The 22543-nt window shown below is 69.4% G+C and carries 22 protein-coding genes and 2 tRNA genes; 13 read left to right on the top strand and 11 right to left on the bottom strand.

From position 1 onward, the window contains the following. Positions 1-23 precede the first annotated feature (23 nt). On the bottom strand, positions 24-767 hold the full coding sequence (locus tag ACZ4RZ_RS23085; RefSeq protein ID WP_467747116.1) for an SSI family serine proteinase inhibitor: 744 nt from the start codon (positions 765-767) through the stop codon (positions 24-26). Positions 768-925: 158 nt separating this feature from the next. Between ACZ4RZ_RS23085 and ACZ4RZ_RS23080 the strand changes: the two genes are divergently transcribed. Further along, positions 926-1016: transfer RNA gene (locus ACZ4RZ_RS23080), tRNA-Ser, on the top strand. A 184-nt stretch (positions 1017-1200) separates the two neighbouring features. Next, positions 1201-1273: transfer RNA gene (locus tag ACZ4RZ_RS23075), tRNA-Arg, on the top strand. Between the two features lie 126 nt (positions 1274-1399). Here the strand turns inward: ACZ4RZ_RS23075 and ACZ4RZ_RS23070 are convergent. Next, positions 1400-1846 carry a MarR family winged helix-turn-helix transcriptional regulator gene (locus tag ACZ4RZ_RS23070; RefSeq protein WP_467747115.1) on the bottom strand — a complete coding sequence of 149 codons (447 nt, stop codon included), beginning with the start codon at positions 1844-1846 and terminating at the stop codon, positions 1400-1402. A gap of 165 nt (positions 1847-2011) precedes the next feature. Here ACZ4RZ_RS23070 and ACZ4RZ_RS23065 point away from each other — a divergent pair, with 165 nt between their 5' ends. The 10 genes from ACZ4RZ_RS23065 (at position 2012) to ACZ4RZ_RS23020 (ending at position 13559) form a co-directional block, all read left to right on the top strand. After that, on the top strand, positions 2012-2377 hold the full coding sequence (locus tag ACZ4RZ_RS23065; RefSeq protein ID WP_467747113.1) for an HGxxPAAW family protein: 366 nt from the start codon (positions 2012-2014) through the stop codon (positions 2375-2377). A 192-nt stretch (positions 2378-2569) separates the two neighbouring features. Beyond that, positions 2570-3448: a DUF2797 domain-containing protein gene (locus tag ACZ4RZ_RS23060; RefSeq protein ID WP_467747111.1), complete on the top strand. Its 879-nt coding sequence runs from the start codon at positions 2570-2572 to the stop codon at positions 3446-3448. A gap of 128 nt (positions 3449-3576) precedes the next feature. Continuing rightward, positions 3577-3945, top strand: coding sequence for an antibiotic biosynthesis monooxygenase family protein (locus tag ACZ4RZ_RS23055; protein WP_467747110.1), 369 nt, complete (start codon positions 3577-3579; stop codon positions 3943-3945). Then, positions 3938-4846 carry an amidohydrolase family protein gene (locus ACZ4RZ_RS23050; protein WP_467747109.1) on the top strand — a complete coding sequence of 303 codons (909 nt, stop codon included), beginning with the start codon at positions 3938-3940 and terminating at the stop codon, positions 4844-4846. The genes ACZ4RZ_RS23055 and ACZ4RZ_RS23050 overlap by 8 nt, the downstream gene beginning before the upstream one ends. A 98-nt stretch (positions 4847-4944) precedes the next feature. Beyond that, positions 4945-5685: a response regulator transcription factor gene (locus tag ACZ4RZ_RS23045; protein WP_179332490.1), complete on the top strand. Its 741-nt coding sequence runs from the start codon at positions 4945-4947 to the stop codon at positions 5683-5685. Continuing rightward, entirely contained in the window at positions 5682-7307 is a 1626-nt protein-coding gene (locus ACZ4RZ_RS23040; RefSeq protein ID WP_467747107.1) for an ATP-binding protein, read from the top strand. The genes ACZ4RZ_RS23045 and ACZ4RZ_RS23040 overlap by 4 nt, the downstream gene beginning before the upstream one ends. A gap of 14 nt (positions 7308-7321) precedes the next feature. Continuing rightward, the gene (locus tag ACZ4RZ_RS23035) at positions 7322-8842 is read left to right on the top strand and encodes a bifunctional glycosyltransferase family 2/GtrA family protein (protein ID WP_467747105.1); all 1521 of its coding nucleotides are present in this window, start codon (positions 7322-7324) and stop codon (positions 8840-8842) included. After that, complete coding sequence (locus tag ACZ4RZ_RS23030; RefSeq protein WP_467747104.1) at positions 8839-11061, top strand: ArnT family glycosyltransferase; 2223 nt, start codon at positions 8839-8841, stop codon at positions 11059-11061. Before ACZ4RZ_RS23035 ends, ACZ4RZ_RS23030 begins: the two co-directional genes overlap by 4 nt. A gap of 148 nt (positions 11062-11209) precedes the next feature. Then, positions 11210-12706, top strand: coding sequence for an MFS transporter (locus tag ACZ4RZ_RS23025; protein WP_467747102.1), 1497 nt, complete (start codon positions 11210-11212; stop codon positions 12704-12706). Positions 12707-12785: 79 nt separating this feature from the next. Further along, on the top strand, positions 12786-13559 hold the full coding sequence (locus tag ACZ4RZ_RS23020; protein WP_467747101.1) for a TetR/AcrR family transcriptional regulator: 774 nt from the start codon (positions 12786-12788) through the stop codon (positions 13557-13559). Between the two features lie 126 nt (positions 13560-13685). On the opposite strand, the gene ACZ4RZ_RS23015 is transcribed toward ACZ4RZ_RS23020, so the two are convergent. The 4 genes from ACZ4RZ_RS23015 to ACZ4RZ_RS23000 all read right to left on the bottom strand — a co-directional run bounded on the left by ACZ4RZ_RS23015 (position 13686) and on the right by ACZ4RZ_RS23000 (position 18166). Next, positions 13686-14156 carry a PPOX class F420-dependent oxidoreductase gene (locus ACZ4RZ_RS23015; RefSeq protein WP_467747100.1) on the bottom strand — a complete coding sequence of 157 codons (471 nt, stop codon included), beginning with the start codon at positions 14154-14156 and terminating at the stop codon, positions 13686-13688. Positions 14157-14211: 55 nt separating this feature from the next. Further along, a complete protein-coding gene (locus ACZ4RZ_RS23010) occupies positions 14212-15033 on the bottom strand; it encodes a YceI family protein (protein WP_467747098.1) in 822 nt (273 codons plus the stop codon). A 106-nt stretch (positions 15034-15139) separates the two neighbouring features. Continuing rightward, positions 15140-17566: an MFS transporter gene (locus tag ACZ4RZ_RS23005; RefSeq protein ID WP_467747399.1), complete on the bottom strand. Its 2427-nt coding sequence runs from the start codon at positions 17564-17566 to the stop codon at positions 15140-15142. Between the two features lie 93 nt (positions 17567-17659). Then, positions 17660-18166 carry a MarR family winged helix-turn-helix transcriptional regulator gene (locus ACZ4RZ_RS23000; RefSeq protein WP_467747096.1) on the bottom strand — a complete coding sequence of 169 codons (507 nt, stop codon included), beginning with the start codon at positions 18164-18166 and terminating at the stop codon, positions 17660-17662. Between the two features lie 237 nt (positions 18167-18403). Between ACZ4RZ_RS23000 and ACZ4RZ_RS22995 the strand changes: the two genes are divergently transcribed. Then, entirely contained in the window at positions 18404-18601 is a 198-nt protein-coding gene (locus ACZ4RZ_RS22995) for a hypothetical protein (protein ID WP_467747095.1), read from the top strand. 173 nt (positions 18602-18774) lie between these two features. On the opposite strand, the gene ACZ4RZ_RS22990 is transcribed toward ACZ4RZ_RS22995, so the two are convergent. From ACZ4RZ_RS22990 to ACZ4RZ_RS22970, 5 genes are all read right to left on the bottom strand, one after another. Then, positions 18775-19065 carry a hypothetical protein gene (locus ACZ4RZ_RS22990; RefSeq protein WP_399082835.1) on the bottom strand — a complete coding sequence of 97 codons (291 nt, stop codon included), beginning with the start codon at positions 19063-19065 and terminating at the stop codon, positions 18775-18777. A gap of 541 nt (positions 19066-19606) precedes the next feature. Next, positions 19607-20524: an RNA polymerase sigma factor SigF gene (locus tag ACZ4RZ_RS22985; RefSeq protein WP_467747093.1), complete on the bottom strand. Its 918-nt coding sequence runs from the start codon at positions 20522-20524 to the stop codon at positions 19607-19609. 244 nt (positions 20525-20768) lie between these two features. After that, entirely contained in the window at positions 20769-21650 is an 882-nt protein-coding gene (locus ACZ4RZ_RS22980; protein ID WP_467747091.1) for an RNA polymerase sigma factor SigF, read from the bottom strand. A 196-nt stretch (positions 21651-21846) separates the two neighbouring features. Further along, complete coding sequence (locus ACZ4RZ_RS22975) at positions 21847-22140, bottom strand: Dabb family protein (protein ID WP_189187256.1); 294 nt, start codon at positions 22138-22140, stop codon at positions 21847-21849. Between the two features lie 76 nt (positions 22141-22216). Beyond that, positions 22217-22396 (bottom strand): hypothetical protein, encoded by a 180-nt coding sequence (locus ACZ4RZ_RS22970; protein WP_330305698.1) that lies wholly within the window; start codon positions 22394-22396, stop codon positions 22217-22219. Positions 22397-22543 lie beyond the last annotated feature (147 nt).

Below are 22543 nucleotides of genomic sequence, written 5' to 3'. Positions count from 1 at the left end.
CTTGCCAATCGGTCCGCAGCGTGTCACGCGAGGGAGTCTACGGGCAGTGGTTGCGCTCGCGACGCCGGATGAGAGGGAGGTCGCACGCGGAAGTGACGCGGAAAGGACGCAGAAGAGACGTAGAACCTGTGACCGTGCATTTCGCCCCTCGAATCCAACCCGGAACCATGAGGTCGCCGTGACTGCACCGTGTCTTCGCCATACGTGGTTTCCGGCAGCAGTGGCACCAGCGCGTCCCACCGCGCGATCTCGCACCCGTTCGCGCGGTCGAACCTCGCGTCCACGGGCCGGCCCGCCCAGGTCCCCGTGACATGCGCGGTGGCCGGACCGCCGTACAGCATCGTGCACATGGTGCCCGGTGGCACCGGAGCGAAGGGGTCCTTGCCCCAGGTGGTGCTCTGGTCCAGCTTCTGGCAGGCCCCGCTCACATCGGGGTGACTGCCGCCGTCGGGATGACACCGCAGTTTGTACGTCCCGTCCGCACCGCCTCCCGCGCCGTGGACGGTCACGGTCAGCCGGTCCCCGGAGTCCTCGCCGGAGGCCGGTGGGGGCATCCGGGTCAGGCTCCGGAGATCCGGTTCGCCGTACGGGGTGGTGGTGGCGAGCCCGGTGGCCGACGCGATGGCGGGTACGGCGGGGCCGGCTGGTACGGCGGACGCGGCTGGTACGGCGGACACGGGGCCGGCGGGCGCGGCGGACGCGGCCGGTACGGCGGACAGGGCGGCCGTGGCGGACGCGGCGGCGGTCAGAACGAGACGGTGCAGCATGACCTGACTAACGCCGCGCGCCCCGCACGGTTGCGATGCGGCAATGGACTTTGCTCTGCGGCCCGCCTGCCTAGTACCGTAGGGGGCGATTGGTGACACCACGCTCGGCTGTGTCATCATCTGCACGCACCACTCGCGCTCGCGCGAGCGGCTGTGCGGGAGGCGTCGCCTAGTCCGGTCTATGGCGCCGCACTGCTAATGCGGTTTGGGCCTCAAAGCCCATCGAGGGTTCAAATCCCTCCGCCTCCGCGCCAAGATCCGAAGCCCCGGTCCACTAGGACCGGGGCTTCGGAGTTTCGGGGCGCCTCAGCGCGTTTGCCCAGCTCACAAGGGGTGCGGCAAACGGATTTCACATGGCGGCGGCAGTCATGTAATGTTCTTCCTGTCGCCGCGAGCGGGCCGAAAGCCCGGGACCGGGACAAAAACAAAACAAGCACTCGTAGCTTAACGGATAGAGCATCTGACTACGGATCAGAAGGTTGCAGGTTCGAATCCTGCCGAGTGCACACGGTCAAGAGCCCCGTTCCGATCTCCGGAACGGGGCTCTTGCGTGTTGTGCAGTAGGGGAGTACGGCAGCAGGCGAGACCATCAGGCCATGGGGATGGGCCTGCGGGTGGGCCTACGTGAAGATCTACGTGGTCTTCGCCGAGGCCTGGTTTCTCTCGCGCAGCTCTTCCAAGTAGTCGCTCGTCAGCCGGCCCGAGCGGGTGAACCAGTCCTGCAGGACGGTGACTTCGGCGGGGGTGTAGCCGGCCAAAAGTTCGGTCAGGCGGGCGTAGTAGGGCTCGTAGAGGGCCAGGACGCGGGCGACCGCGGCGGGTTGCGCGGCGATGCGGACGCGGCGGCGGTCCGAGGGGTCGGGGCGGCGAGTGACGTAGCCTGCGCGTTCGAGGCGGTTGAGGATTCCCGTGACGGCGCCGGTCGTGACGCGCGCGTGCTCCGCTAGGTTCCCGGCGGTGAGCAGGTTGTCGCCCGCCTTCAGGACGCAGGTGAAGCACATGAGGTCGGTGAGGTTCAGGTTCAGCCGCTGAGCCATCTCCTGCTGGGCCCGCATGTTCGTCGCGATCAGATGGTCCATGGTGGAGATCACCTGGGCCGGCGTCGCGGGCGGGTGGGGGCGTGAGCGTGGTGGGCCGCCCTGCTGCATCGATTTCCCTTAGTACGTGAGAGGTTTCGGTGCTTAATTTCTTAGGTAGTGAGGGGTTGGGAGAAGTCTAGTCGCCAGCACGGGAGGGGGCCGTATATGAGCCTGTACGACGAAGGGCACACCGTCGCGGGGTGGACCGGGTTCGGGATCGCCACCGTCGGAGTGACGGGGATCGGGCTTGGCGTCTGCGCGGGGAACGCCCTGGCGGTGTGGGGAGGGCTGGGTGTCGTGGTGATCAGCGCTCTGGTCACCTGGGTGCTGCACCTCGCCGGCTGGGGCAAGCCGCCTGGGCGCCGGCCTGTCGGGCAGTGGGGCATGCGGGTCAAGGACCTCGCCGCGCGGGAGGGTCACCCCGGGTGCCTCGGCTGCCGGCTGGCGGGGCGGGGGCGGCCTGCGGAGCTTCCGGTACGCGTGACCGCCGAGTCGGGCGCGGGTGAGCCCGTGACCGAGTCCGTCGGCTGAGTTCTTCGTCCCCGCTCTTCCTCGTCAGCGGCACGTCAGCGGTGGAATCGATACCTCTGTCACCTATCGGGTGAACATGCGTGCTATCGCACAGAGTTGACCTTCCGTGTGCCTATTTTCCGGAGCGGAGGTCGCTGCGTGCAACATCGCTGGTCGGAGGCTCTGTCAGTGCCACCCCCTAATGTCATAGGAGTGCGGCGGGTCTGGAGATGTTCGGGGCTGCGGTGGTCGGTCGACGGCCCCGTATTGGTGTGGGGTGACGGGCGAGGGAGCCCGCTGGCCTGGGGGAAACAGGTGGCGTTCGGTGTCGTGGACGGGGGTGTGCGGACATGTGTGGGGGCTCGGGGGCATGAGTGTGCCGTGCGGGCCGTTGTGTCGGGGCGGAGTACGGGCGCGCGGTGCGAGGAGTGCGCGCGGCTGGACCGGGCGCACTCCGTGGCCGCCGACACGATGCCCGATGATCCGCGGCCGTACCACGTGTATCTGGCGTGGTTCGGGCCCGGGATGGTGAAGGTCGGGATCACCGCGGTCGAGCGGGGGTCCGCGCGGCTCCTGGAGCAGGGTGCCGTCACCTTCGGCTGGCTGGGGCAGGGGCCGCTGATGGCCGCTCGGCGGGCCGAGGAGTTGCTGCGGGCCGCGCTCAAGGTGCCGGACCGGATTCCGTACGCCGACAAGCGGGTCGCGCGGGCCGACCTGCCGGGGCCCGGCGAGCGGGTGGCCGAGATCGCGGAGCTGCACGCGCGTGTCGGGCGGCTCGAGGCCTGGCCCGAGTCGCTTCGGCGTGAGCCGTTCGAGCCCGTCGACCACACCGAGGTGTTCGGGCTCGCCGGGCTGTCGCCCGCGGTGGGCGTCGTGAGCGAACTCGTCGCCGGCGGCGTGGTGAGCGGGGAGCTGTGCGCCGCCGCCGGGCCCGATCTCCATCTCCGCACTGGACGTGGAGTCGTCGTACTCGATACGCGGCTGATGACCGGGTGGGAGCTGACCGCAGCCACAGCCGGCGCCGGGGATCCAGGACTCTCCGTTCCAGTAAGGGAGTTGAGAGACAGCGGTGTGCAGCACGGGCTCTTCTGAGGAGCCCTTCTGAAGAGTTTTCCGAGTGAGGGGGAATCGTCTCCAGGATGGTCAAGACTTCGATCCCTTTTGGATCCCGTTCGGAAAGGGGCTGGACGGACTCGTGCGCCCGAGCCGAGAGTGGCGACATGAGTGATCACCCCAATGCGCCTGTCGCGCCCGTCGTAGCCCATGAACCCCCCTACTACGCCGCCGTGTTCACCTCCGTGAGGACCGAGGACGACGGCGGGTACGGCGAGACCGCCGAGCGGATGGAGGAGCTGGTGCAGGACATCCCGGGCTACCTGGGCATGGATCACGCGCGTACGCCGGGCGGGTTGTCCATCACAGTCGGGTACTTCAGGGACGAGGACGCGATCAAGGAGTGGAGCGCGCATGCCGAGCACCGCGCGGCGCAGAAGCGCGGTCGCGCCGAGTGGTATGAGCGCTACACCCTGCACATCGCCAGGGTCGAGCGCAGCCACGGGTTCGAACGTGAACGGGGCGGACGTGTCTGAGGCGGCGGAGGTCCAGGGGGTCTGGGAGCGGCTCGGGCTCCCCGGGCTCGTCGACGTGCACACGCACTTCATGCCCGAGCGCGTGCTGCGCAAGGTGTGGGACTACTTCGACGGGCTGGGCCCCCTGACGGGCGGCGTCGAGTGGCCGATCGCCTATCGCGCGGACGAGGACGAACGGCTCGCGGTGATCAGGGGGTTCGGGGTGCGGGCCTTCACGGCCATGCTCTACCCGCACAAGGCCGGCATGGCCCAGTGGCTCAACTCCTGGGCCGTCGACTTCGCCCGCCGGACCCCCGACTGTCTGCACACCGCGACCCTCTTCCCCGAGCCGGGCGTCGAGACGTATGTGCGGGAGGCGGTGGACTCGGGGGCGCGCGTCTTCAAGGCGCATGTGCAGGTGGGGGCGTACGACCCGGGGGATCAACTCCTTGATCCGGTGTGGGGGTTGCTCGCCGAGGCCGGGGTCCCCGTCGTGATCCACTGCGGGTCCGGGCCCTCGCCGGGCAAGCACACCGGGCCCGGGCCGATCGCGCACGTACTCGCCCGGCATCCCCGGCTGCGGCTCGTGGTCGCGCACATGGGGATGCCCGAGTACGAGGACTTCCTCGACCTCGCCGAGCGGTACGGCGAGGTGCGGCTCGATACGACGATGGCGTTCACGGACTTCAGCGAGCGCCTCGCGCCGTTCCCGCGCGCGGCGCTCCCCCGGCTCGCCGACCTCGGTGACCGGGTCCTCCTCGGCACCGACTTCCCGAACATCCCGTACCCGTACGTCCACCAGCTGCATGCCCTGGAGCGGCTCGGGCTGGGGGACGATTGGCTCCGGGCGGTCTGCTACGAGAACGGCGCGCGCCTCTTCAAGATCGCTTCCGGGGCCGCTCCCGACATCGCACCCGCGTGATCTTCCAAGGAGTTCCCTGAGAGGCGCCTGTGTGTTTCTCAGGAAAAACACAGGTTCCCGAAAGGATGCTCTCAGCGGCGCCCACAAAGGTGTCCGCTATGACCACGACCTCGCCCCAGGGGCGCACCGAACTGCTGAGGCCGGACGGGAGCCCCGTCCGAGTGCTTGTGGTGGACGACGAGCTGTCGATCACCGAGCTGCTGTCCATGGCCCTTCGCTATGAAGGCTGGCAGATCCGCAGCGCGGGTGACGGACAGGGTGCGGTGCAGACCGCCCGCGAGTTCCGGCCCGACGCCGTCGTTCTCGACATGATGCTGCCCGACATGGACGGGCTGGCCGTCCTCGGCCGGCTGCGTCGTGAGCTGCCTGACGTTCCTGTGCTGTTCCTGACCGCGAAGGATGCCGTCGAGGACCGGATCGCCGGGCTCACGGCCGGCGGTGACGACTACGTCACCAAGCCGTTCAGCCTCGAAGAGGTCGTGGCCCGGCTGCGCGGGCTGATCCGCCGTTCCGGAGCCGCCGACCGGCGTTCCGACTCCGTGCTGGTCGTCGGGGACCTCACCCTTGACGAGGACAGCCACGAGGTGTCGCGGGCCGGCGAGAACATCCACCTCACCGCGACCGAGTTCGAGCTGCTGCGCTTCCTGATGCGCAATCCGCGCCGGGTGCTCAGCAAGGCGCAGATACTCGACCGGGTGTGGTCGTACGACTTCGGTGGTCAGGCCAACGTGGTCGAGCTGTACATCTCGTATCTGCGGCGGAAGATCGACGCCGGGCGGGAGCCGATGATCCACACCCGGCGTGGGGCCGGTTATCTGATCAAGCCCGCGGCGTCATGAGCCGGCGACGACGGCCGCGTACGCAGAAGAGGCGAGGACGACAGCCGCGCACCCTGCGGACGCGGCTCGTCGTATCGGCGGTCGCGCTGATCGCCGTGGTCTGCGCCGTGATCGGCACGGTGACGACCATCGCGCTGGGGCAGCATCTGTACCAGCAGCTGGACGGCCAGGTCGCCGAGGCCGCCAAGCGTCTCGGGGGTCCCCCGAGGAATCTGGACGACGACGGTCATCTCCCGGGGGGCCTGAACGGCGGCTCCTCGACGAGCTCCTCCAGCGACTCCTCGACAGAGGACAGGATCGCCTCCTTCGTCACCCAGGGCCCGACGCAGAAGGACACCATCGCCGCTGAGGTCGACGCCAGCGGTGGAGTCAGCCGGGCGGTCATCGCCACGGAGGCCACCACCAGCGGTGTCTTCGACCGTATGAAGGCCGTCGAGCTCTCCGAGGCACAGGAAGCCGTACTCGGTTCCGTGTCCAAGACCGGTATCCACACCGTGGACATCCCGGGCAAGGGCGAGTACCGGGTCACGTACGTCCATGGCGGCAGGGGCAATTACTACGTCGCCCTGCCCACCAGGTCCGTCACCAACACCATCAGCACCCTCATCCTCGTAGAGGTGAGCGTCACCGGTGCCGGTCTCGTCGCCGCCGCCATCGCGGGCAGTGTGCTCGTCGGCGTGGCCCTGCGCCCCCTCCGCAAAGTCGCCGCCACCGCCACCCGTGTCTCCGAACTCCCCCTGCACACCGGTGAAGTCACCCTGTACGAGCGGGTCCCCGAGTCGGAGTCCGATCCGCACACCGAGGTCGGGCAGGTCGGCGCGGCGCTCAACCGGATGCTCGACCACATCCACGGCGCGCTGCACGCGCGGCAGCAGAGTGAGATGCGCGTACGGCAGTTCGTCGCGGACGCGAGTCATGAGCTGCGGACGCCACTGGCATCCATTCGCGGGTACGCCGAGCTCACCAGACGCGGCAGGGAAGAGACGGGCCCCGACACCCGGCACGCGCTCGGGCGGATCGAGTCCGAGGCCGGGCGGATGACCCTGCTCGTAGAGGATCTGCTGCTGCTCGCGCGGCTCGACGCCGGGCGGCCGCTGCAGTACGAGCAGACGGACCTCGTGCCGCTCGTCATCGACGCCGTGAGCGACGCCCGGGCGGCCGGGCGCGACCACAACTGGCGGCTGGAACTGCCGGACGAGCCGGCCCTGGTGTCGGCCGACGCCGCACGCCTGCAACAGGTCATGGTCAATCTGTTCGCGAACGCACGCACGCACACACCACCGGGTACGACCGTCACGGCGCGGGTGCACCGGCACGGGCCGTGGCTCTGCGTGGACGTCCAGGACGACGGGCCCGGCATTCCCGCCGATCTGCTCCCCCGTGTCTTCGAGCGGTTCGCCCGCGGTGATTCGTCCCGCTCCCGGGCCTCCGGTTCGACCGGACTCGGGCTCGCCATCGTGCAGGCCGTCGCGTCCGCGCACGGGGGTGCCGTAACCGTCGACAGCATTCCCGGCAGGACCGTGTTTACGCTGCATTTGCCTGCGCTTGCTCTGGAAACACAGTGGCAATCGCACTCACAGGTACAGCACAGCGCCACCACATGGGTGCAACAGGGCGCTTGACGAGAGTCGTTGCCATGCGAACCGACTCTTCTCCCGGCAACCTGCCGGCGCGGGAGCACCTCCCGGCCGGAGACGCCGGTACGCCTGTCCTGGACGTAGTGATCCCCGTCTACAACGAGGAGAAGGACCTCCAGCCATGTGTGCTCAGACTGCACGAGCACCTCAAGCGCACGTTTCCGTACGCGTTCCGCATCACCGTCGCGGACAACGCGTCCACGGACACCACCCCACAGGTGGCCGCGCGGCTGGAGGCGGAGATCCCGGAGGTCACGTCCTTCCGCCTTGAGCAGAAGGGCCGTGGCCGGGCGCTGCGGACCGTGTGGTCGGCCTCGGACGCCCCGATCCTCGCGTACATGGACGTGGATCTGTCCACCGACCTCAACGCGCTGCTGCCCCTGGTGGCGCCGCTGATCTCCGGCCACTCGGACCTCGCGATCGGCTCCCGGCTGTCCCGCTCCTCGCGCGTCGTGCGCGGCGCCAAGCGGGAGTTCATCAGCCGCACGTACAACCTGATCCTGCGCGGTTCGCTGCAGGCCCGCTTCTCGGACGCGCAGTGCGGCTTCAAGGCGATCCGCCGTGATGTCGCCCAGGTGCTGCTGCCCCTGGTCGAGGACACCGGCTGGTTCTTCGACACCGAGATGCTGGTGCTGGCCGAGCGCGCCGGACTGCGCATCCACGAAGTGCCGGTCGACTGGGTCGACGACCCGAACTCGACGGTGCACATCGTGAAGACCGCGACCGACGACCTCAGGGGGGTGTGGCGGGTGGGACGCGCTCTCGCCACCGGCTCGCTGCCGCTCGACCGGCTGGCCCGGCCCTTCGGGGACGACCCGCGCGACCGCGACCTGACCGACGTACCCAAGGGCCTGGCCCGCCAGCTCGTCGGGTTCTGCGTGGTCGGCGGTCTGTCCACGCTCTTCTATCTGCTGCTCTACAGCGGCTTCCGCTCGTTCTCGGGGTCGCAGGTCGCCAACGCGCTCGCCCTGCTCGTGTCGGCGGTCGCCAACACGGCGGCCAACCGGCGGCTCACCTTCGGCGTACGCGGCCGGGGCGGCGCCATCCGGCACCAGGCGCAGGGCCTGGTCGTCTTCGGCATCGGTCTCGCCCTCACCAGCGGCTCGCTCGCCGCCCTGAACGCGGCGACGACCAACCCCTCGCACTCCACCGAGCTGGCGGTCCTCATCGCCGCCAACCTCGCGGCGACGGTGCTGCGCTTCCTGCTCTTCCGTGCCTGGGTCTTCCCGGACCGGCAGGGCGAGACGCCGTCGCAGGTCGTGGCCTCGCACCAGCCGGCCTCGCCCACCTACGCGACGGCCCCGTACGCCGAAGCCCCGCACGCTCACACCGCGCATCCGCCGCTGCCCCGGCGCCCGACGGCGCCCCCGTCCTCGTACGACACCTCTTCCTACGACACCTCTTCCTACGACACAGCCCAGTTCCGCGCCGGTGAAGCCGCGGACCGCACCTGGGGGGACTCGACCATGCAGTTGCAGGCGGTGCGCCCGCACGACCACGATCCGAGGAACGCACGATGACGACTCAGCCCGATACGAGCCATCAGGGGGGCACGAGTCCCTCCTGGGGGCCGCCGGACACGCAGGGCGCCACTGCCGTGCACGAGCCGGTCGTGCCGGCCGCGACCCCCGTCCCAGCCCCCGGCTCCGGTGAGCCCAAGCAGCCCTTCGCGCGCCGGCTCTGGCGCGGCCGGCCCGAGGACCCGCGCTGGGCGCGCCCCGCGTTCCTGGGTCTGCTGCTCGCCACCGCGGTGCTGTACCTGTACAACCTGAGCGCCTCCGGGTACGCCAACTCGTTCTACTCGGCGGCCGTGCAGGCCGGCAGTCAGAGCTGGAAGGCGATGTTCTTCGGCTCGCTCGACTCGGCCAACGCCATCACCGTCGACAAGCCCCCGGCCTCGCTGTGGCCGATGGCCCTGTCGGTTCGGGTCTTCGGCCTCAGCTCGTGGGCGATCCTCGTCCCCGAGGTGCTCACGGGCGTGGCCACGGTCGGCGTCCTGTACGCGGCCGTCCGGCGCCGCTTCAGCCCAGCGGCAGGTCTGATCGCGGGCGCCGTGCTCGCGCTCACTCCCGTCGCCGCGCTGATGTTCCGGTTCAACAACCCGGACGCGATGCTCGCGCTGCTGATGACCGTCACGATCTACTGCGTGATCCGCGGTCTTGAGGACGGCCGTACGAAGTGGCTGGTCTGGGCGGGTGTCGCGGTCGGCTTCGCCTTCCTCGCGAAGACCCTGCAGGCCTTCCTGATCCTGCCGCCGCTCGCGGTCCTGTACGCGGTCTGCGCGCCGGTGAAACTGAAGAAGCGGTTCGGCCAGCTGGCCCTGTCGGCGGTCGCGATGGTCGTCGCCGGCGGCTGGTGGGTCGCGATCGTGGAGCTGTGGCCCGCGTCCTCCCGCCCGTACATCGGCGGCTCACAGAACAACTCCTTCCTTGAGCTGACCTTCGGCTACAACGGACTCGGCCGCATCAACGGCGACGAGACCGGCAGCGTCGGCGGCGGCGGTGGTGGCGCGGGTGGCACCGGCCAATGGGGCGAGACCGGCTGGGACCGGATGTTCAACTCCGAGATCGGCAGCCAGATCTCGTGGCTGCTGCCGGCCGCGCTCATCCTGTTCGTCGCGGGTCTCGTGCTCACGCGCAAGGCCAAGCGGACCGACCTGGCCCGCGGTTCGTTCCTCGCCTGGGGCGGCGCGCTACTGATGACCGCGGTCATCTTCAGCTACATGGCGGGCATCTTCCACCAGTACTACACGATCGCCCTGGCCCCTTACATCGCGGCCGTGGTCGGCATGGGCGCGACGGTCCTGTGGGAGGAGCGGTCCAGGATCTGGGCCTCGCTCACCCTTGCCGCCTCGGTCACCGCGACCGCGGCCTGGGGTTACGTCCTCCTCAACCGCACCCCCGACTACCTGCCCTGGCTGAAGTGGCTGGTCCTCATCGGCGGTCTGGCCGGCGCGCTCGGCCTGATCTTCGCGGCCAGGCTGGGCCGCCAACTGGCTCTCGCAGCAGTCGGGTTGAGCTTCGTGGCCTCGATCGCGGGCCCGACGGCATACACGCTCTCCACGGTGAACACCGGGCACACCGGCTCCATCGTGACGGCCGGTCCGGCGGGCGCCAGCATGATGGGCGGCCGGGGTGGCGGGCCCGGCGGTGGCGGTGGCATGCGGGGTGGTTTCCCCGGTGGTGGCCAGAACCAGCAGAACGGCAATGGCAACACCCAGCAGGGTGGCGGCATGGGCCGGCCCCCGACCGGCGGCACCGGCGGTTTCCCCGGTCAGAACCAGCAGGGCAACGGCAACACCCAGGGCCAGAACCCGCAGGGCGGTATGGGTGGCCGTATGGGCGAGGGCGGCATGGGCGGTGGCGTGGGCGGTCTGCTCAACGGCGCGACCGTCGGCTCCGAGGCCAAGAAGCTGCTGGCGAAGAACGCGGACGACTACACCTGGGCTGCCGCGGCCATCGGTTCCCAGAACTCCGCGAGCTACCAGCTCGCCACCGGCAAGCCGGTGATGGCGATCGGCGGCTTCAACGGCACCGATCCGTCCCCGACGCTGGCCCAGTTCAAGAAGTACGTGGCGGACGGCAAGATCCACTACTTCATCTCGGGCGGCGGTATGGGAGGTGGGGGCAACTCCGGCACCTCCTCGAAGATCAGCTCGTGGGTCACGGCCAACTTCAAGAAGGTGACGGTCGGTTCGGCCACCTTCTACGACCTGACGCAGCCGACGAGCAGCAGCTGACGGTTCCTGTCACAGGGCGGTGGCCCGGGGCGATCCCGCCCCGGGCCACCGCCCTTTTCGTACGGTGCCGGGTGCCGCTTTCGTGCGGTGCCGAATACCGCGTTGTACGCCGTATGGGAAGTGTTCTACGGTGTACAGCATGCCAAGCATGCCGACCTCTCAAGCTCCCCGAGCTCCCCAGGGACACCCCCAGCGCTGGCTGATCCTCGGCGTCATCTGTCTCGCGCAGCTCACCGTGCTGCTCGACAACACCGTGCTGAACGTCGCGATCCCCTCCCTCACCCGGGAGCTGGACGCGGCCACCTCGGACATCCAGTGGATGATCAACGCGTACTCGCTGGTGCAGTCGGGGCTGCTGCTGACGGCGGGCAGCGCGGCCGACCGCTACGGCCGCAAGAAAATGCTGATCGCGGGACTCGTGCTCTTTGGCATCGGCTCGCTGGTCGCCGGACTCGCCGACTCGACCGGGCAGTTGATCGCCGCGCGGGCGGGCATGGGCGTGGGCGGTGCGCTGCTGCTCACCACGACCCTCGCCGTCGCGATGCAGATCTTCACGCCCGACGAGCACCCGAAGGCGATCGGCATCTGGAGCGCCGTGAACGCGCTCGGGTTCGCGGCCGGCCCCCTCCTCGGTGGCTTCATGCTGAACCACTTCTGGTGGGGCGCGATCTTCCTGGTCAATCTTCCGGTGGCGGCGCTGGGACTGGGCGCGGTGGTGGCCCTCGTGCCGGAGTCGAAGAATCCGCGAGGTGACCGTCCGGATCTCCTCGGCGCGCTGCTCTCCACCATCGGTATGACCGCGCTCGTGTACGCGATCATCTCGGGCCCCGAGCACGGGTGGACGTCGGGACGGGTGCTGGTCACGGCGGGGGTCGCCGTGGTGGTGCTGGCCGCGTTCGCCTACTGGGAGAGCCGGATTCCGTACCCGATGCTCGACCTGCACTTCTTCCGGGACCGGCGCTTCACGGGAGCGGTCGCGGGTGCGGTGCTCATCACCTTCGGTATGGGCGGTGCGCTCTTCCTCCTCACCCAGCACCTCCAATTCGTGCTCGGGTACGGCCCGTTGGAGGCCGGACTCCGCACGGCCCCGCTCGCGCTGTCCGTCGTGGCGCTGAACTTCTCCGGCCTGTCGGCGAAGTGGACGGCGAAGCTCGGCACGCCGGTGTCGATCGCGCTGGGGATGGTGTTGATGTCTGCGGGCCTTGTGTCGATCGCGACGCTCGCCGCGCGCGGGTACGGCGGCACGCTGCTCGGGCTGCTGCTGATCGGCGCGGGGTGCGCCGTGGCCAACCCCGCCATGGCGCACGCCATCATGAGCGCGATCCCGCGGGAGAAGGCGGGCGTCGGCGCGGGCATCAACGGCACGCTCGCCGAGTTCGGCAACGGGCTGGGCGTGGCGGTCCTCGGCGCCGTCCTCAACTCCCGGTTCGCGGCACTGATTCCGGTGGCGGCGAGCTCGCTTCCCGCGGCGCTCGCCTCGGCCGGCTCGGACGAGGAGCGGGGACGGCTCACCGACGCGTTCTCGTCGGGCCTGGAGACCAGCCAGTTGGTGGGTGCGGTGGCGGTGCTTCTCGGCGGACTGGTCGCGGCGGCGTTGCTGCGGCGGGCGGAGAGGGCAGACTCCGCGATGGCGGTTTCCGCGTAGCGCCCGCTTAGCATCGTCAGGGAGGCGGACCGGGGAATTCCGGCCCGCCCCGCAGTCCGAGTTCCGAGGAAGGTGCGCCATGGTGAGGGCAGCCGACCGGGCCAAGCGTCCGGCGCGGACCAGTGTCTGGCTGGAGGGCAAGGCCCACCGGGGCGGTGCGGCCCGTGGTGGCGGCCAGCCGTCGGGACTCGACCGGGAGCGGATCACCGAGGTCACGGTGCGGCTGCTGGACGCGGAGGGGCTGGCCAAGTTCTCCATGCGCCGGCTGGCCGCCGAGCTGAACGTCACCGCGATGTCCGTGTACTGGTACGTCGACACCAAGGACGATCTGCTCGAACTGGCCCTCGACGCGGTCTTCGGCGAACTGGAGCTGCCGGATCCCGAGTCCGGCGAGGACTGGCGCGATCAGCTCCGCTCCCTCGCCGTGGGCTACCGCGCGCTGCTCGTGCGCCACCCCTGGGTGTCACCGCTCATCGGCAACTTCCTCAACATCGGCCCGCACTCCATGGCCTTCTCGCTCCGCGTGCAGCAGGTGGTCCGCAACACGGGGCTGCCGCCGCACGGCCAGATGGGCGCGCTCTCCGCCGTCTTCCAGTTCGTGTACGGCTTCGGCACGATCGAGGGGCACTTCGTGCAGCGGTGTGCCTCCGCGGGCATGTCCCAGGACGAGTACTTCCGCCAGGCCATGAGCACCATCAGCGAACAGCCGCAGTTCGCCGCGAACTTCGAGAGCGCGGCCGATCTGATGGAGGCGCGCGGGGGCGACACCGTCGAGGAAATGCGCGAGCGGGACTTCACCTTCGCCCTGGAGATGCTGATCGCGGGGATCGAGACGATGGTGCAGCGCGGCTGAGGGGCGCTTTCTTCGCCCCCTCCGCCCCTGAAAGGGGCGCGGGGAGCTGCGCGACAAGCCCCCACGCACCCGCAGCCGAAAGGCTGGTACGGGACGGGGTAGGGGCGGAGGGGCGAGGAAACGCTCCTACTCCTGCGGAGCGCGCCGTGCCGGGAAGCCCCCGGTTGCCACCGGGCCCCACCGCTCCGGGGTGACCCGGATGATCGACTTGCCCTGTTTGAGCATCGCCTCGCGGTACTCGTCCCAGTCCGGGTGCTCGCCCGCGATATTGCGGTAGTACTCGACGAGCGGCTCGACCGAGTCGGGGGAGTCGACGACCTCCGCCGTGCCGTCGATCTGGACCCACGGCCCGTTCCACTCGTCGCTCAGCACGATCAGGCTGACCCGCTCGTCCCGCTTGGCGTTGCGGGTCTTGGCGCGCTCGGGGTAGGTCGAGACCACGATGCGCCCCGAATCGTCGACCCCGCAGGTCAGGGGCGAGCCCTGGGGGCTGCCGTCGGCACGGCGGGTGAGAAGGATGGCGCGGTGCCGGGGGCGTACGAAGTCCAGCAGTTCGTCGCGGGATACGGAGGTGTTCGTCGCGATATTCGGTGCCATGGGTGCAGCCTAGGGGCACAGCGGCCCGCCCAGGCTGACCCTGCCGTTCCTACGCTTACGCCTGCGGCAGCCACTGCCCCTGCACCGCCTGAATGTCCAGCTCGACCTTCAACGTCGTACCGATGGCCGAGATGCCCGCCTGGACGACCTGGTTGTAGTTCATGGCGAAGTCCTCGCGGTGGAGTTCGGCGGTCGCGCGGAACGCGGCGCGGGTGCCGCCCCAGGGGTCGGCCCCGGTGCCGAGGTATGCCAGGTCCAGCTCGACCGGCCGCACCACCCCGTGCATCGTCAGCTCGCCGTGGACCGTCCAGCGGTCCGAACCGGCCGGGGTCAGGCCCGTCGAGCGGTACGTGATCTGCGGGTAGGTGTCGACGTCCAGGAAATCCGGGGACTTCAGGTGCCCGTCGCGCATGCCGTTGCCGGTATCGATGGAGGCGGCGTGGATCACCGCTTGCACGCGGGACTTGGCCACCTCGTCGGGGGCGATCTCGATCGAGCCCGCGAAGTCCGTGAAGCGGCCGTGCACGCTGGAGATGCCCAGGTGCTGGGCGACCGCACTCACGGAGGAGTGCGCCGGGTCGATGGTCCAGGGGCCGGGCGGCGGAAGCTCGGTGCCGCCCTGGCGGGCGAGAGTCACATTGCCGACCTCGGCCCGGCCGCTCGCCGTGACGATCGCGCTGGACGCGGCGGGGGCGTACCCGACCGCGGTGACGATCACGGTGTACGCGCCGGGCGCGAGGGCGGTCGTGTCGTGCACGGCGCCTTCGCTGTCCGCCTCGGCGCGCACCACCTGCGTACCGGTCATGTCGGTCACCGTGACGACCGCGTGCGACACGGCCCACCCGTCCCGCGTGCGGATGCGTGCGGTCAGTCCCATCCCGTTTTCTCCCTGCAATGCATGAAAAATTGGTCGCAATGAAACCGGCCCGCGGGGGGCGCACCTCCGCTCAGAGTGCGCGCGTCCCCACGGGCCGGGGCTCGGACTACTCGCCGGGGTGGGCGAGTTCGAGGTCGTGGTCGTCGACTCCGCGACCGCCCACGGTCAGGGCCGTCGCCACCGGCGGGTAGCCCGTCGCGATGACCGTGTACTCCCCGGTGTCCAGGTCGGTGAAGGCGTACGCGCCGTCCGTGCCGGTCCTGGCCGTGCCGACCACGTTGCCCGCCGCGTCCACCAGCGTCACGCGGGCGTCCGCGAGGGGGCCGTGCGGTGCCCGTACGACACCCTGGACCTGGGCGCCCGAGTCGAGTTCGACTTCGATGCGGGTGACTCCGGCGCCGCCGACCTCGACGGGCAGGGCCCGCGGCCGGTGACCCGCGGCGTTCACCGCGACCGTCATGACGCCCGGCACCAGTTCGGCGAAGGTGAACTCGCCCTGCTCACCGGTGGTCCCGGTGGCCAGCACATCACCGCGTACGTCGGTCACGATGACCATGGCGTCCTTGACCGCGATGCCGGTCCCCGCGGCCCGCACGACACCGCTCAGCCCGCTCGTGCCGCTCAGCAGGATGTCGTACGCGACCGGCTCGTCGTTCACGACGATCGTCGAGGCCTGCGGCTGGAAACCGTCGGCGGAGGCGATCAGGACGTACGACCCGACCCCGGGCGCGTCCAGCGCGTAGGAACCGTCGGCCTGCGCGACCGAGCGGCCCAGCTGCCGTCCCGCGAGCGAGATCAGCGTGACCGCGGCCTGCGGCACGGGCGCGCTCTCGGCGCCGCGGACGTAACCGCATACCGGGATTCCGCCGGACAAGGGCATCGGGGCGTCCTCCTTCGTCGCCGTGGCGACTGCCGCCAACGGCTGCGTTCCCTGGGGACCCGCCTCGGTCACGGCGACGGCCCAGCTCGGGATCCTCTCCTCGGCGGCGGCCGGAGCCGCGGCCTCCGCCTTGGCCTCCGCGGCCTGGGCCAGCGCGCCCGAGGTGCGCAGCGGGACCTCCTTGATGAACAGCACGATGAGGAAGGCGATCAGCGCCATGCCCGCGGCGATCAGGAAGACGTCCGCGATGCCGTGGCCGTACGCGCTCTCCATCACGGTGCGCAGCGGCTTGGGCAGCTTGTCCATGTCCGGGATGCTGCTGGAGCTGGAACCGGACGCCAGCTTGGCGTACTTGGGGCCGAGGTCGGTCAGACCGTCCTTGACGTAGTCGGTGATCCGGTTGGCCATGACCGCGCCGAGCGCGGAGACGCCGATCGCACCGCCGAGGGAACGGAAGAACGTCACCGTGGAGCTGGCCGAGCCGAGGTCGGCCGGGGCCACCTGGTTCTGCGTGGACAGCACCAGGTTCTGCATCATCATGCCGATGCCGAGGCCCATCAGCGCCATGAAGATCGCGATGTGCCAGTAGACCGTGTCGTAGCGGATCGTGCCGAGCAGGCCCAGGCCCGCGGTGACCAGGAGGCCACCGGAGACCAGCCAGTACTTCCATCGTCCGGTCTTGGTGATGATCTGGCCGGAGACCGTGGAGGAGACGAACAGTCCGCCGATCATCGGGATGGTCATGACGCCCGACATCGTCGGGGACTTGTCGCGGGCCAGCTGGAAGTACTGGCTGAAGAAGACCGTGCCGGTGAACATCGCGACACCGACGAAGAGCGAAGCGAGGGAGGAAAGGGTGATGGTGCGGTTGCGGAACAGCCGCAGCGGGATGATCGGCTCGCTCGCCTTGGACTCGACCAGGATGAACAGCAGCCCGAGGACGACCGAGCCGCCGACCATCGCGTACGTCTGCCAGGACACCCAGTCGTACTTGTCACCGGCGAAGGTGACCCAGACCAGCAGCAGCGAGACCGCGGCGGAGATGAAGAACGCGCCGCCCCAGTCGACCTTCACGTCCCGCTTCACGACGGGCAGGTGCAGGGTCTTCTGCAGCACGATCAGCGCGATGATCGCGAACGGCACTCCGACGTAGAAGCACCAGCGCCAGCCGAGCCACGAGGTGTCGGTGATGACACCGCCGAGCAGCGGACCGCCGACGGTTGCGACGGCGAACGTCGCACCGAGGTAGCCGGAGTAGCGCCCGCGCTCACGCGGGGAGATCATCGCGGCCATCACGATCTGCGCGAGGGCGGACAGACCGCCGACGCCGATGCCCTGGACCACACGGCATGCGATGAGCATGCCGGGGTTCTGGGACAGACCGGCGGCGGCCGATCCCAGCACGTAGATGACGAGGGCTATCTGTACGAGCGCCTTCTTGCTGTACAGGTCGGAGAGCTTGCCCCACAGAGGCGTGGTCGCGGTCATGGCCAGCAGCGAGGCCGTGACGACCCAGGTGTAGGCGGACTGGCCGCCGCCCAGGTCGCCGATGATCTCGGGGAGTGCGTTGGTGACGATCGTCGACGACAGGATCGCGACGAACATGCCGAGCAGCAGCCCGGAGAGCGCCTCCATGATCTGCCGGTGCGTCATCGGAGCGCCGTCGGCGGCGCCTCCGTGCTTGGCGTGAGAGCCCCGCACACCGGCTGGTGTGGTCGTTGCCATGGGCTTCCTTTTCTTACGTACTTACGCGGGTGTACGGGTGGTCAGTTCTGTTACGTCTGGCGCATACGGATGCGGGTGCGCCGCTGTGCGCTGTGTGGCGCGGCAGTCGCCGAAGCTCTCGCGCAGCCGGCCCATGAGCTGGATGAGCAGCCCGACCTCATGGTCGGACCAGTCGCTCAGCCGGTCGGCGAGGAGCCGCGACGTGCGCCGGGAGAGCTCGTCGAGCTGCTCCTGGCCCGCGGTGGTGAGGCGCAGGATGCGTGAGCGCTTGTCGGCCGGGTCGGGGGACCGTTCGATCCAGCCCCGGTCCGCGACGTGCGCGACATGCCGGCTGGTCACGGACATGTCCACGGAGAGCAGCTCGGCGAGCCTGCTCATCCGCATCTCGCCGTACCGGCCGAGCAGCGTCAGCACGGCGGCGGAGCCCCCGGGGCAGTCGGGCGGCAGGATCCGCCCGAGGTCCCTCTTCACGGCGCCGATGGCGCTGAGCTGACCAGCCAGCTCCTCGTACTGCGCCTGCTCGGCCATCACACCTCCCGTATTCGTTGCTTAGGGCAACCATAGATACAGTTGGTTGCCGCAGGCAAACTAAAAGGAGCGTGCAGGGCTAAAAACTTGGCAAAGGCAAGCATTGGCGAACGTAAACTTGCAGGTGGGAGGGGTGGCCAGGCCGCGAGATCGCTGGGAAGGCGCGGCCGGGATCACCGAGTCCCAGTGGCCCCCCGCACTTGGGCAGCACCGGCGTATTCGCTAGTGTCCTGCTCCATGGCAAACACCCAGGGCCCCGAGGGCAACTACGACCCCGCGGGTAGCACCCAGATGTTCCGTGCGTTCGTGGACGAGGCCCCTCAGGGCCGACAGCAGCAGGCGGCCGCCCCCGCGGGGCCGCGTATCGGCCTGATCGTCGGCGTCGTCGTCGCCGTGGTGGTCGTGGCCGCGGTGGCTTGGCTCGCGCTCAAGTAACCCCTGGGGGCGGCTTGGCTCGCGCTCAAGCAACCCCGGCGTGGCTTGGCTCGCGCTCAAGTAACCCCGGCGTGGCTTGGCTCGCGCTCAAGTAAGCCCGGCGGGTGGCTTGGCTCGCGCTCAAGCAACCCCGGCGGCGGGAACCCCTACGGCTCTGGGCGCGGGGCGGAACCCTACTTCCACCGGACGGACACGTCCCGCGTCTCGATGTGCATGCCCAGCGGCACGCGCCACGCGTCGACGCACACCGTCCAGGTCTTGTCCTTCTTCGTGCCGGCGGTGATCGGCGCGGGCAGGTCCTCGGTGGACTCGATCGTCGCCCAGTCGATCCCGAGCGCCCCGATGATGTGCGTCCCGAAGGTCACCGTGCCCGAACGCACCGCCGTACCACCCGTGTTGCGGAACGAGACGGTCACCTTCTCGCACCACCGCTGATCGGTGGCCTCGCGCGAGGGGGTGCCCACGCTGAGCACGGCGGGCCCGGGGCTCGCCGTGGACCCGGGTGCCGTCGGGGTCGGTGTCGCGGACGCGTGCCCCGAACTCCCGCCCGAACCCCCGCTCGTACGCCCGGAATTGCCGTCACCGGACGAGGGCGTCGACGTGCCACTCCCGTCGGCTGGATCACCGGAGCCCCAAGCCGTCTCTTCGGAGGCCGCGCCGGAGCCGGGATCCGAGGTCGAGGTCGTGTCTCCCGATCCAGAACTCCCGGTATTTTCCGTCCCCTTGGAGCCGGGAGCCGCGTCGCCCCCGCCCGTGAGCGGCATCAGTGACACGTCTCCCGAGGGGGCCACCACCGTTCCCGGTGCCCCCGGCGAACCTCCCGCGGCCCCGACGGCGACGTACCCGTCGCCACCTCCGCCACTCCCGCACGCGGCCAGCACGCCACCCAGACACAGCACAGCCGCCGAGGCACCCACAAGGGCACCTCGGCGACCACGTATCGACTCTCGACGCATCGCGCCAGTGTGGCTGACGCTCCGTCAATTATGAACCCGCGCGGGGCGGTCAGTCGGAGATGAGCCCTTCCCGCAGCTGGGCGAGCGTGCGGGTCAGCAGCCGGGAGACGTGCATCTGCGAGATGCCGACCTCCTCGCCGATCTGCGACTGGGTCATGTTCGCGAAGAAGCGGAGCATGATGATCCGGCGCTCGCGGGGCGGCAGCTTGGCGAGCAGCGGCTTGAGGGACTCGCGGTACTCAACGCCCTCCAGAGCCGTGTCCTCGTAGCCGAGGCGGTCCGCGAGGGAGCCCTCGCCGCCGTCGTCCTCGGGGGCGGGGGAGTCGAGGGACGAGGCCGTGTACGCGTTGCCGACGGCGAGGCCGTCGACCACGTCCTCCTCGGAAACGCCCAGGACCGCGGCGAGTTCGCCGACCGTCGGGGAGCGGTCCAGCTTCTGCGAGAGCTCATCGCTGGCCTTGGTGAGGGCCAGCCGCAGCTCCTGGAGGCGGCGCGGCACGCGCACCGACCACGAGGTGTCCCGGAAGAACCGCTTGATCTCGCCGACGACCGTCGGCATCGCGAACGTCGGGAACTCCACGCCGCGTTCGCAGTCGAAGCGGTCGATCGCCTTGATCAGGCCGATCGTGCCGACCTGGACGATGTCCTCCATCGGCTCGTTGCGGGAGCGGAAGCGCGCGGCCGCGTACCGGACGAGCGGGAGGTTGAGCTCGATGAGCGTGTCCCGGACGTAGGCGCGCTCCGGGCTGTTCTCGCCGAGTGCGGCCAGCCGCAGGAACAGGGAGCGGGACAGGGTGCGAGTGTCGATGGCGCCCGAGGATTCGGGGGCCGGGAGGACGGCTTCGGGGGCCGGAGCGGCCGGGACGGCGTCGGGGGCCGGAAGGGCCGGGACATCGTGAAGCGCGTCGGGCGCGGACTCGCTCTTCATGAGCGTGAGCACCTTCGAGCTGCCCTGGTCTGCGGACATGCCACCCCCTTTGGGTCGCGGACGGTCGCGGCAGTCGCTCCCGTCGGAGGAACGCAGCCTCCACCTGAATACCGGAGGCGGGGCCGCGGCAAACGCGCTTCCGGCAGAATGTCACATGTCGGCAACACGCTGTAGTGACATGTCGACATGGAGGGGGTGAATCGGCCCTGGAAAGAGGGGGTCTGACGGTTTTTCTGCGTTGAACTGTCGGAAAAGGCGCCGTTGAGCGATTCGCTCTTAACGGTTACGCCTCGATCCTGTTTGCGGATCGAAGACGCGCGAAACTACGGGCGAGCAGCCTTGACACATGCATCTGGGAGACTCCCAGTTCCGCGCTGATCTGTGACTGCGTCAAATTGCTGTAGTAGCGCAGGAGAAGGATCCGCTGCTCGCGCTCGGGCAGTTGTACGAGCAGATGCCGTACGAGGTCGCGGTGTTCGACCCCGTCGAGCGCCGGGTCCTCGTAACCGAGCCGGTCGAGCAGCCCCGGCAGTCCGTCGCCCTCCTGGGCCGCTTCCAGGGAGGTCGCGTGGTACGAGCGGCCCGCCTCGATGCAGGACAGCACCTCGTCCTCGGTGATGCGCAGCCGCTCGGCGATCTCGGCGGTCGTGGGCGAGCGCCCGAAGGCGGTCGTCAGGTCCTCGGTCGCGCTGTTCACCTGCACCCACAGTTCGTGCAGCCGGCGCGGTACGTGGACGGTGCGGACGTTGTCCCGGAAGTACCGCTTGATCTCCCCGACGACGGTCGGCATTGCGAAGGTCGGAAACTGCACACCCCGGTCAGGGTCGAAGCGGTCGATGGCGTTGATCAGCCCGATGGTCCCGACCTGGACGACGTCCTCCATGGGCTCGTTGCGGCTGCGGAAGCGGGCGGCCGCGTACCGGACGAGCGGGAGGTTGGCCTCGATGAGGGCCCCCCGTACGCGGTTGTGCTCGGGGGTGCCCGGCTCCAGCGTCTTGAGCTGGCCGAAGAGCACCTGGGTGAGGGCACGGGTGTCGGCACCGCGGCGGCGTTCGGGCGCGGCTTGTTCCGGCGCGACTTCCTGCTCGACGTCCCGTGAGACTTCCTGTGCGGCTGCCGGTGCGACTTCTTGTGGCGGTGCTTGAGGCGCAGTACTGGCCGGCACGGTCAACTCCACCTCTGTGATCCGTCAACTCATCCGTGATCAACTCATCCGTCAAAAGCGGTCATAGCATCACAAGACATGTGCACTGTGTGCAAGCACCGCATAACGCCGTGTTGAAGGAGAGTTGGGGCGTAAGGCACAAAAAACCCCTGGCCGGTTGCGGCCAGAGGCTTCGAAACGGTGCGGCCCGGAAGGGTCAGAACGGATAGTCGGCGATCACCCAGGTCGCGAACTCCCGCCACAGCGCGACGCCCGCCTGGTGCGCAGGGTGCTCCAAGTACCGCTTCAGGGCGTCGGTGTCGTCGACGGCGGAGTTGATCGCGAAGTCGTACGCGATGGGCCGGTCGGTGATGTTCCAGTCGCATTCCCAGAACCGCAGCTCGGGGATCTGGTCGCCGAGCGCGCGGAAGGCGGCTACGCCCTCGACCACACGCGGGTCGTCGCGCTCGACGCCCTCGTTGAGCTTGAAGAGGACCAGATGGCGGATCACGGGCACTCCCTGGTGGTGCGGTTCTTGTCTCTGCCCCGTCGGCTCGGCGCCGGCTCTGTGCCGGCTCTGTGCCGGCTCAGTTCTTGGCTCCGTCGGCGACCCAGGTCATGAAGTCTCCGATGGCTTGAGCGGCACTCGATATGCCTTCGAACCCTATCTGGACGTAATCGGCCGCCTTGGCCGGGTCCGTGATGATCACGTAGAGCGCGAAGACCACGAGCACGTAGACGGCGATCTTCTTCGAATTCACCGCCATCGCGGCCTCCCCTGTGACTGTTGCGCCCGGTGGGCCCCCTGTTGACGGCGGTGAGTGTAACCTTCACACCGCTTTTAAGGACCAACGGCCCGCTGGTCGAGGACTTTTGTCGGGCCGATCCGGGCGCCGCCGGGCCCAGGATGGATG

The organism is Streptomyces sp. NPDC027189 (assembly GCF_055566975.1).
This window is presented reverse-complemented; position numbering and strand designations above follow the sequence as displayed.

What these genes read in the sequence shown, in the direction of transcription:
- ACZ4RZ_RS23085 (WP_467747116.1), bottom strand. Translation starts at nt 767, where the DNA reads ATGCTGCACCGTCTCGTTCTGACCGCCGCCGCGTCCGCCACGGCCGCC.
- ACZ4RZ_RS23070 (WP_467747115.1), bottom strand. Translation starts at nt 1,846, where the DNA reads ATGGACCATCTGATCGCGACGAACATGCGGGCCCAGCAGGAGATGGCT.
- ACZ4RZ_RS23065 (WP_467747113.1), top strand. Translation starts at nt 2,012, where the DNA reads ATGAGCCTGTACGACGAAGGGCACACCGTCGCGGGGTGGACCGGGTTC.
- ACZ4RZ_RS23055 (WP_467747110.1), top strand. Translation starts at nt 3,577, where the DNA reads ATGAGTGATCACCCCAATGCGCCTGTCGCGCCCGTCGTAGCCCATGAA.
- ACZ4RZ_RS23045 (WP_179332490.1), top strand. Translation starts at nt 4,945, where the DNA reads ATGACCACGACCTCGCCCCAGGGGCGCACCGAACTGCTGAGGCCGGAC.
- ACZ4RZ_RS23040 (WP_467747107.1), top strand. Translation starts at nt 5,682, where the DNA reads ATGAGCCGGCGACGACGGCCGCGTACGCAGAAGAGGCGAGGACGACAG.
- ACZ4RZ_RS23035 (WP_467747105.1), top strand. Translation starts at nt 7,322, where the DNA reads ATGCGAACCGACTCTTCTCCCGGCAACCTGCCGGCGCGGGAGCACCTC.
- ACZ4RZ_RS23030 (WP_467747104.1), top strand. Translation starts at nt 8,839, where the DNA reads ATGACGACTCAGCCCGATACGAGCCATCAGGGGGGCACGAGTCCCTCC.
- ACZ4RZ_RS23025 (WP_467747102.1), top strand. Translation starts at nt 11,210, where the DNA reads ATGCCGACCTCTCAAGCTCCCCGAGCTCCCCAGGGACACCCCCAGCGC.
- ACZ4RZ_RS23020 (WP_467747101.1), top strand. Translation starts at nt 12,786, where the DNA reads ATGGTGAGGGCAGCCGACCGGGCCAAGCGTCCGGCGCGGACCAGTGTC.
- ACZ4RZ_RS23015 (WP_467747100.1), bottom strand. Translation starts at nt 14,156, where the DNA reads ATGGCACCGAATATCGCGACGAACACCTCCGTATCCCGCGACGAACTG.
- ACZ4RZ_RS23010 (WP_467747098.1), bottom strand. Translation starts at nt 15,033, where the DNA reads ATGGGACTGACCGCACGCATCCGCACGCGGGACGGGTGGGCCGTGTCG.
- ACZ4RZ_RS23005 (WP_467747399.1), bottom strand. Translation starts at nt 17,566, where the DNA reads ATGACGCACCGGCAGATCATGGAGGCGCTCTCCGGGCTGCTGCTCGGC.
- ACZ4RZ_RS23000 (WP_467747096.1), bottom strand. Translation starts at nt 18,166, where the DNA reads ATGGCCGAGCAGGCGCAGTACGAGGAGCTGGCTGGTCAGCTCAGCGCC.
- ACZ4RZ_RS22995 (WP_467747095.1), top strand. Translation starts at nt 18,404, where the DNA reads ATGGCAAACACCCAGGGCCCCGAGGGCAACTACGACCCCGCGGGTAGC.
- ACZ4RZ_RS22985 (WP_467747093.1), bottom strand. Translation starts at nt 20,524, where the DNA reads ATGTCCGCAGACCAGGGCAGCTCGAAGGTGCTCACGCTCATGAAGAGC.
- ACZ4RZ_RS22970 (WP_330305698.1), bottom strand. Translation starts at nt 22,396, where the DNA reads ATGGCGGTGAATTCGAAGAAGATCGCCGTCTACGTGCTCGTGGTCTTC.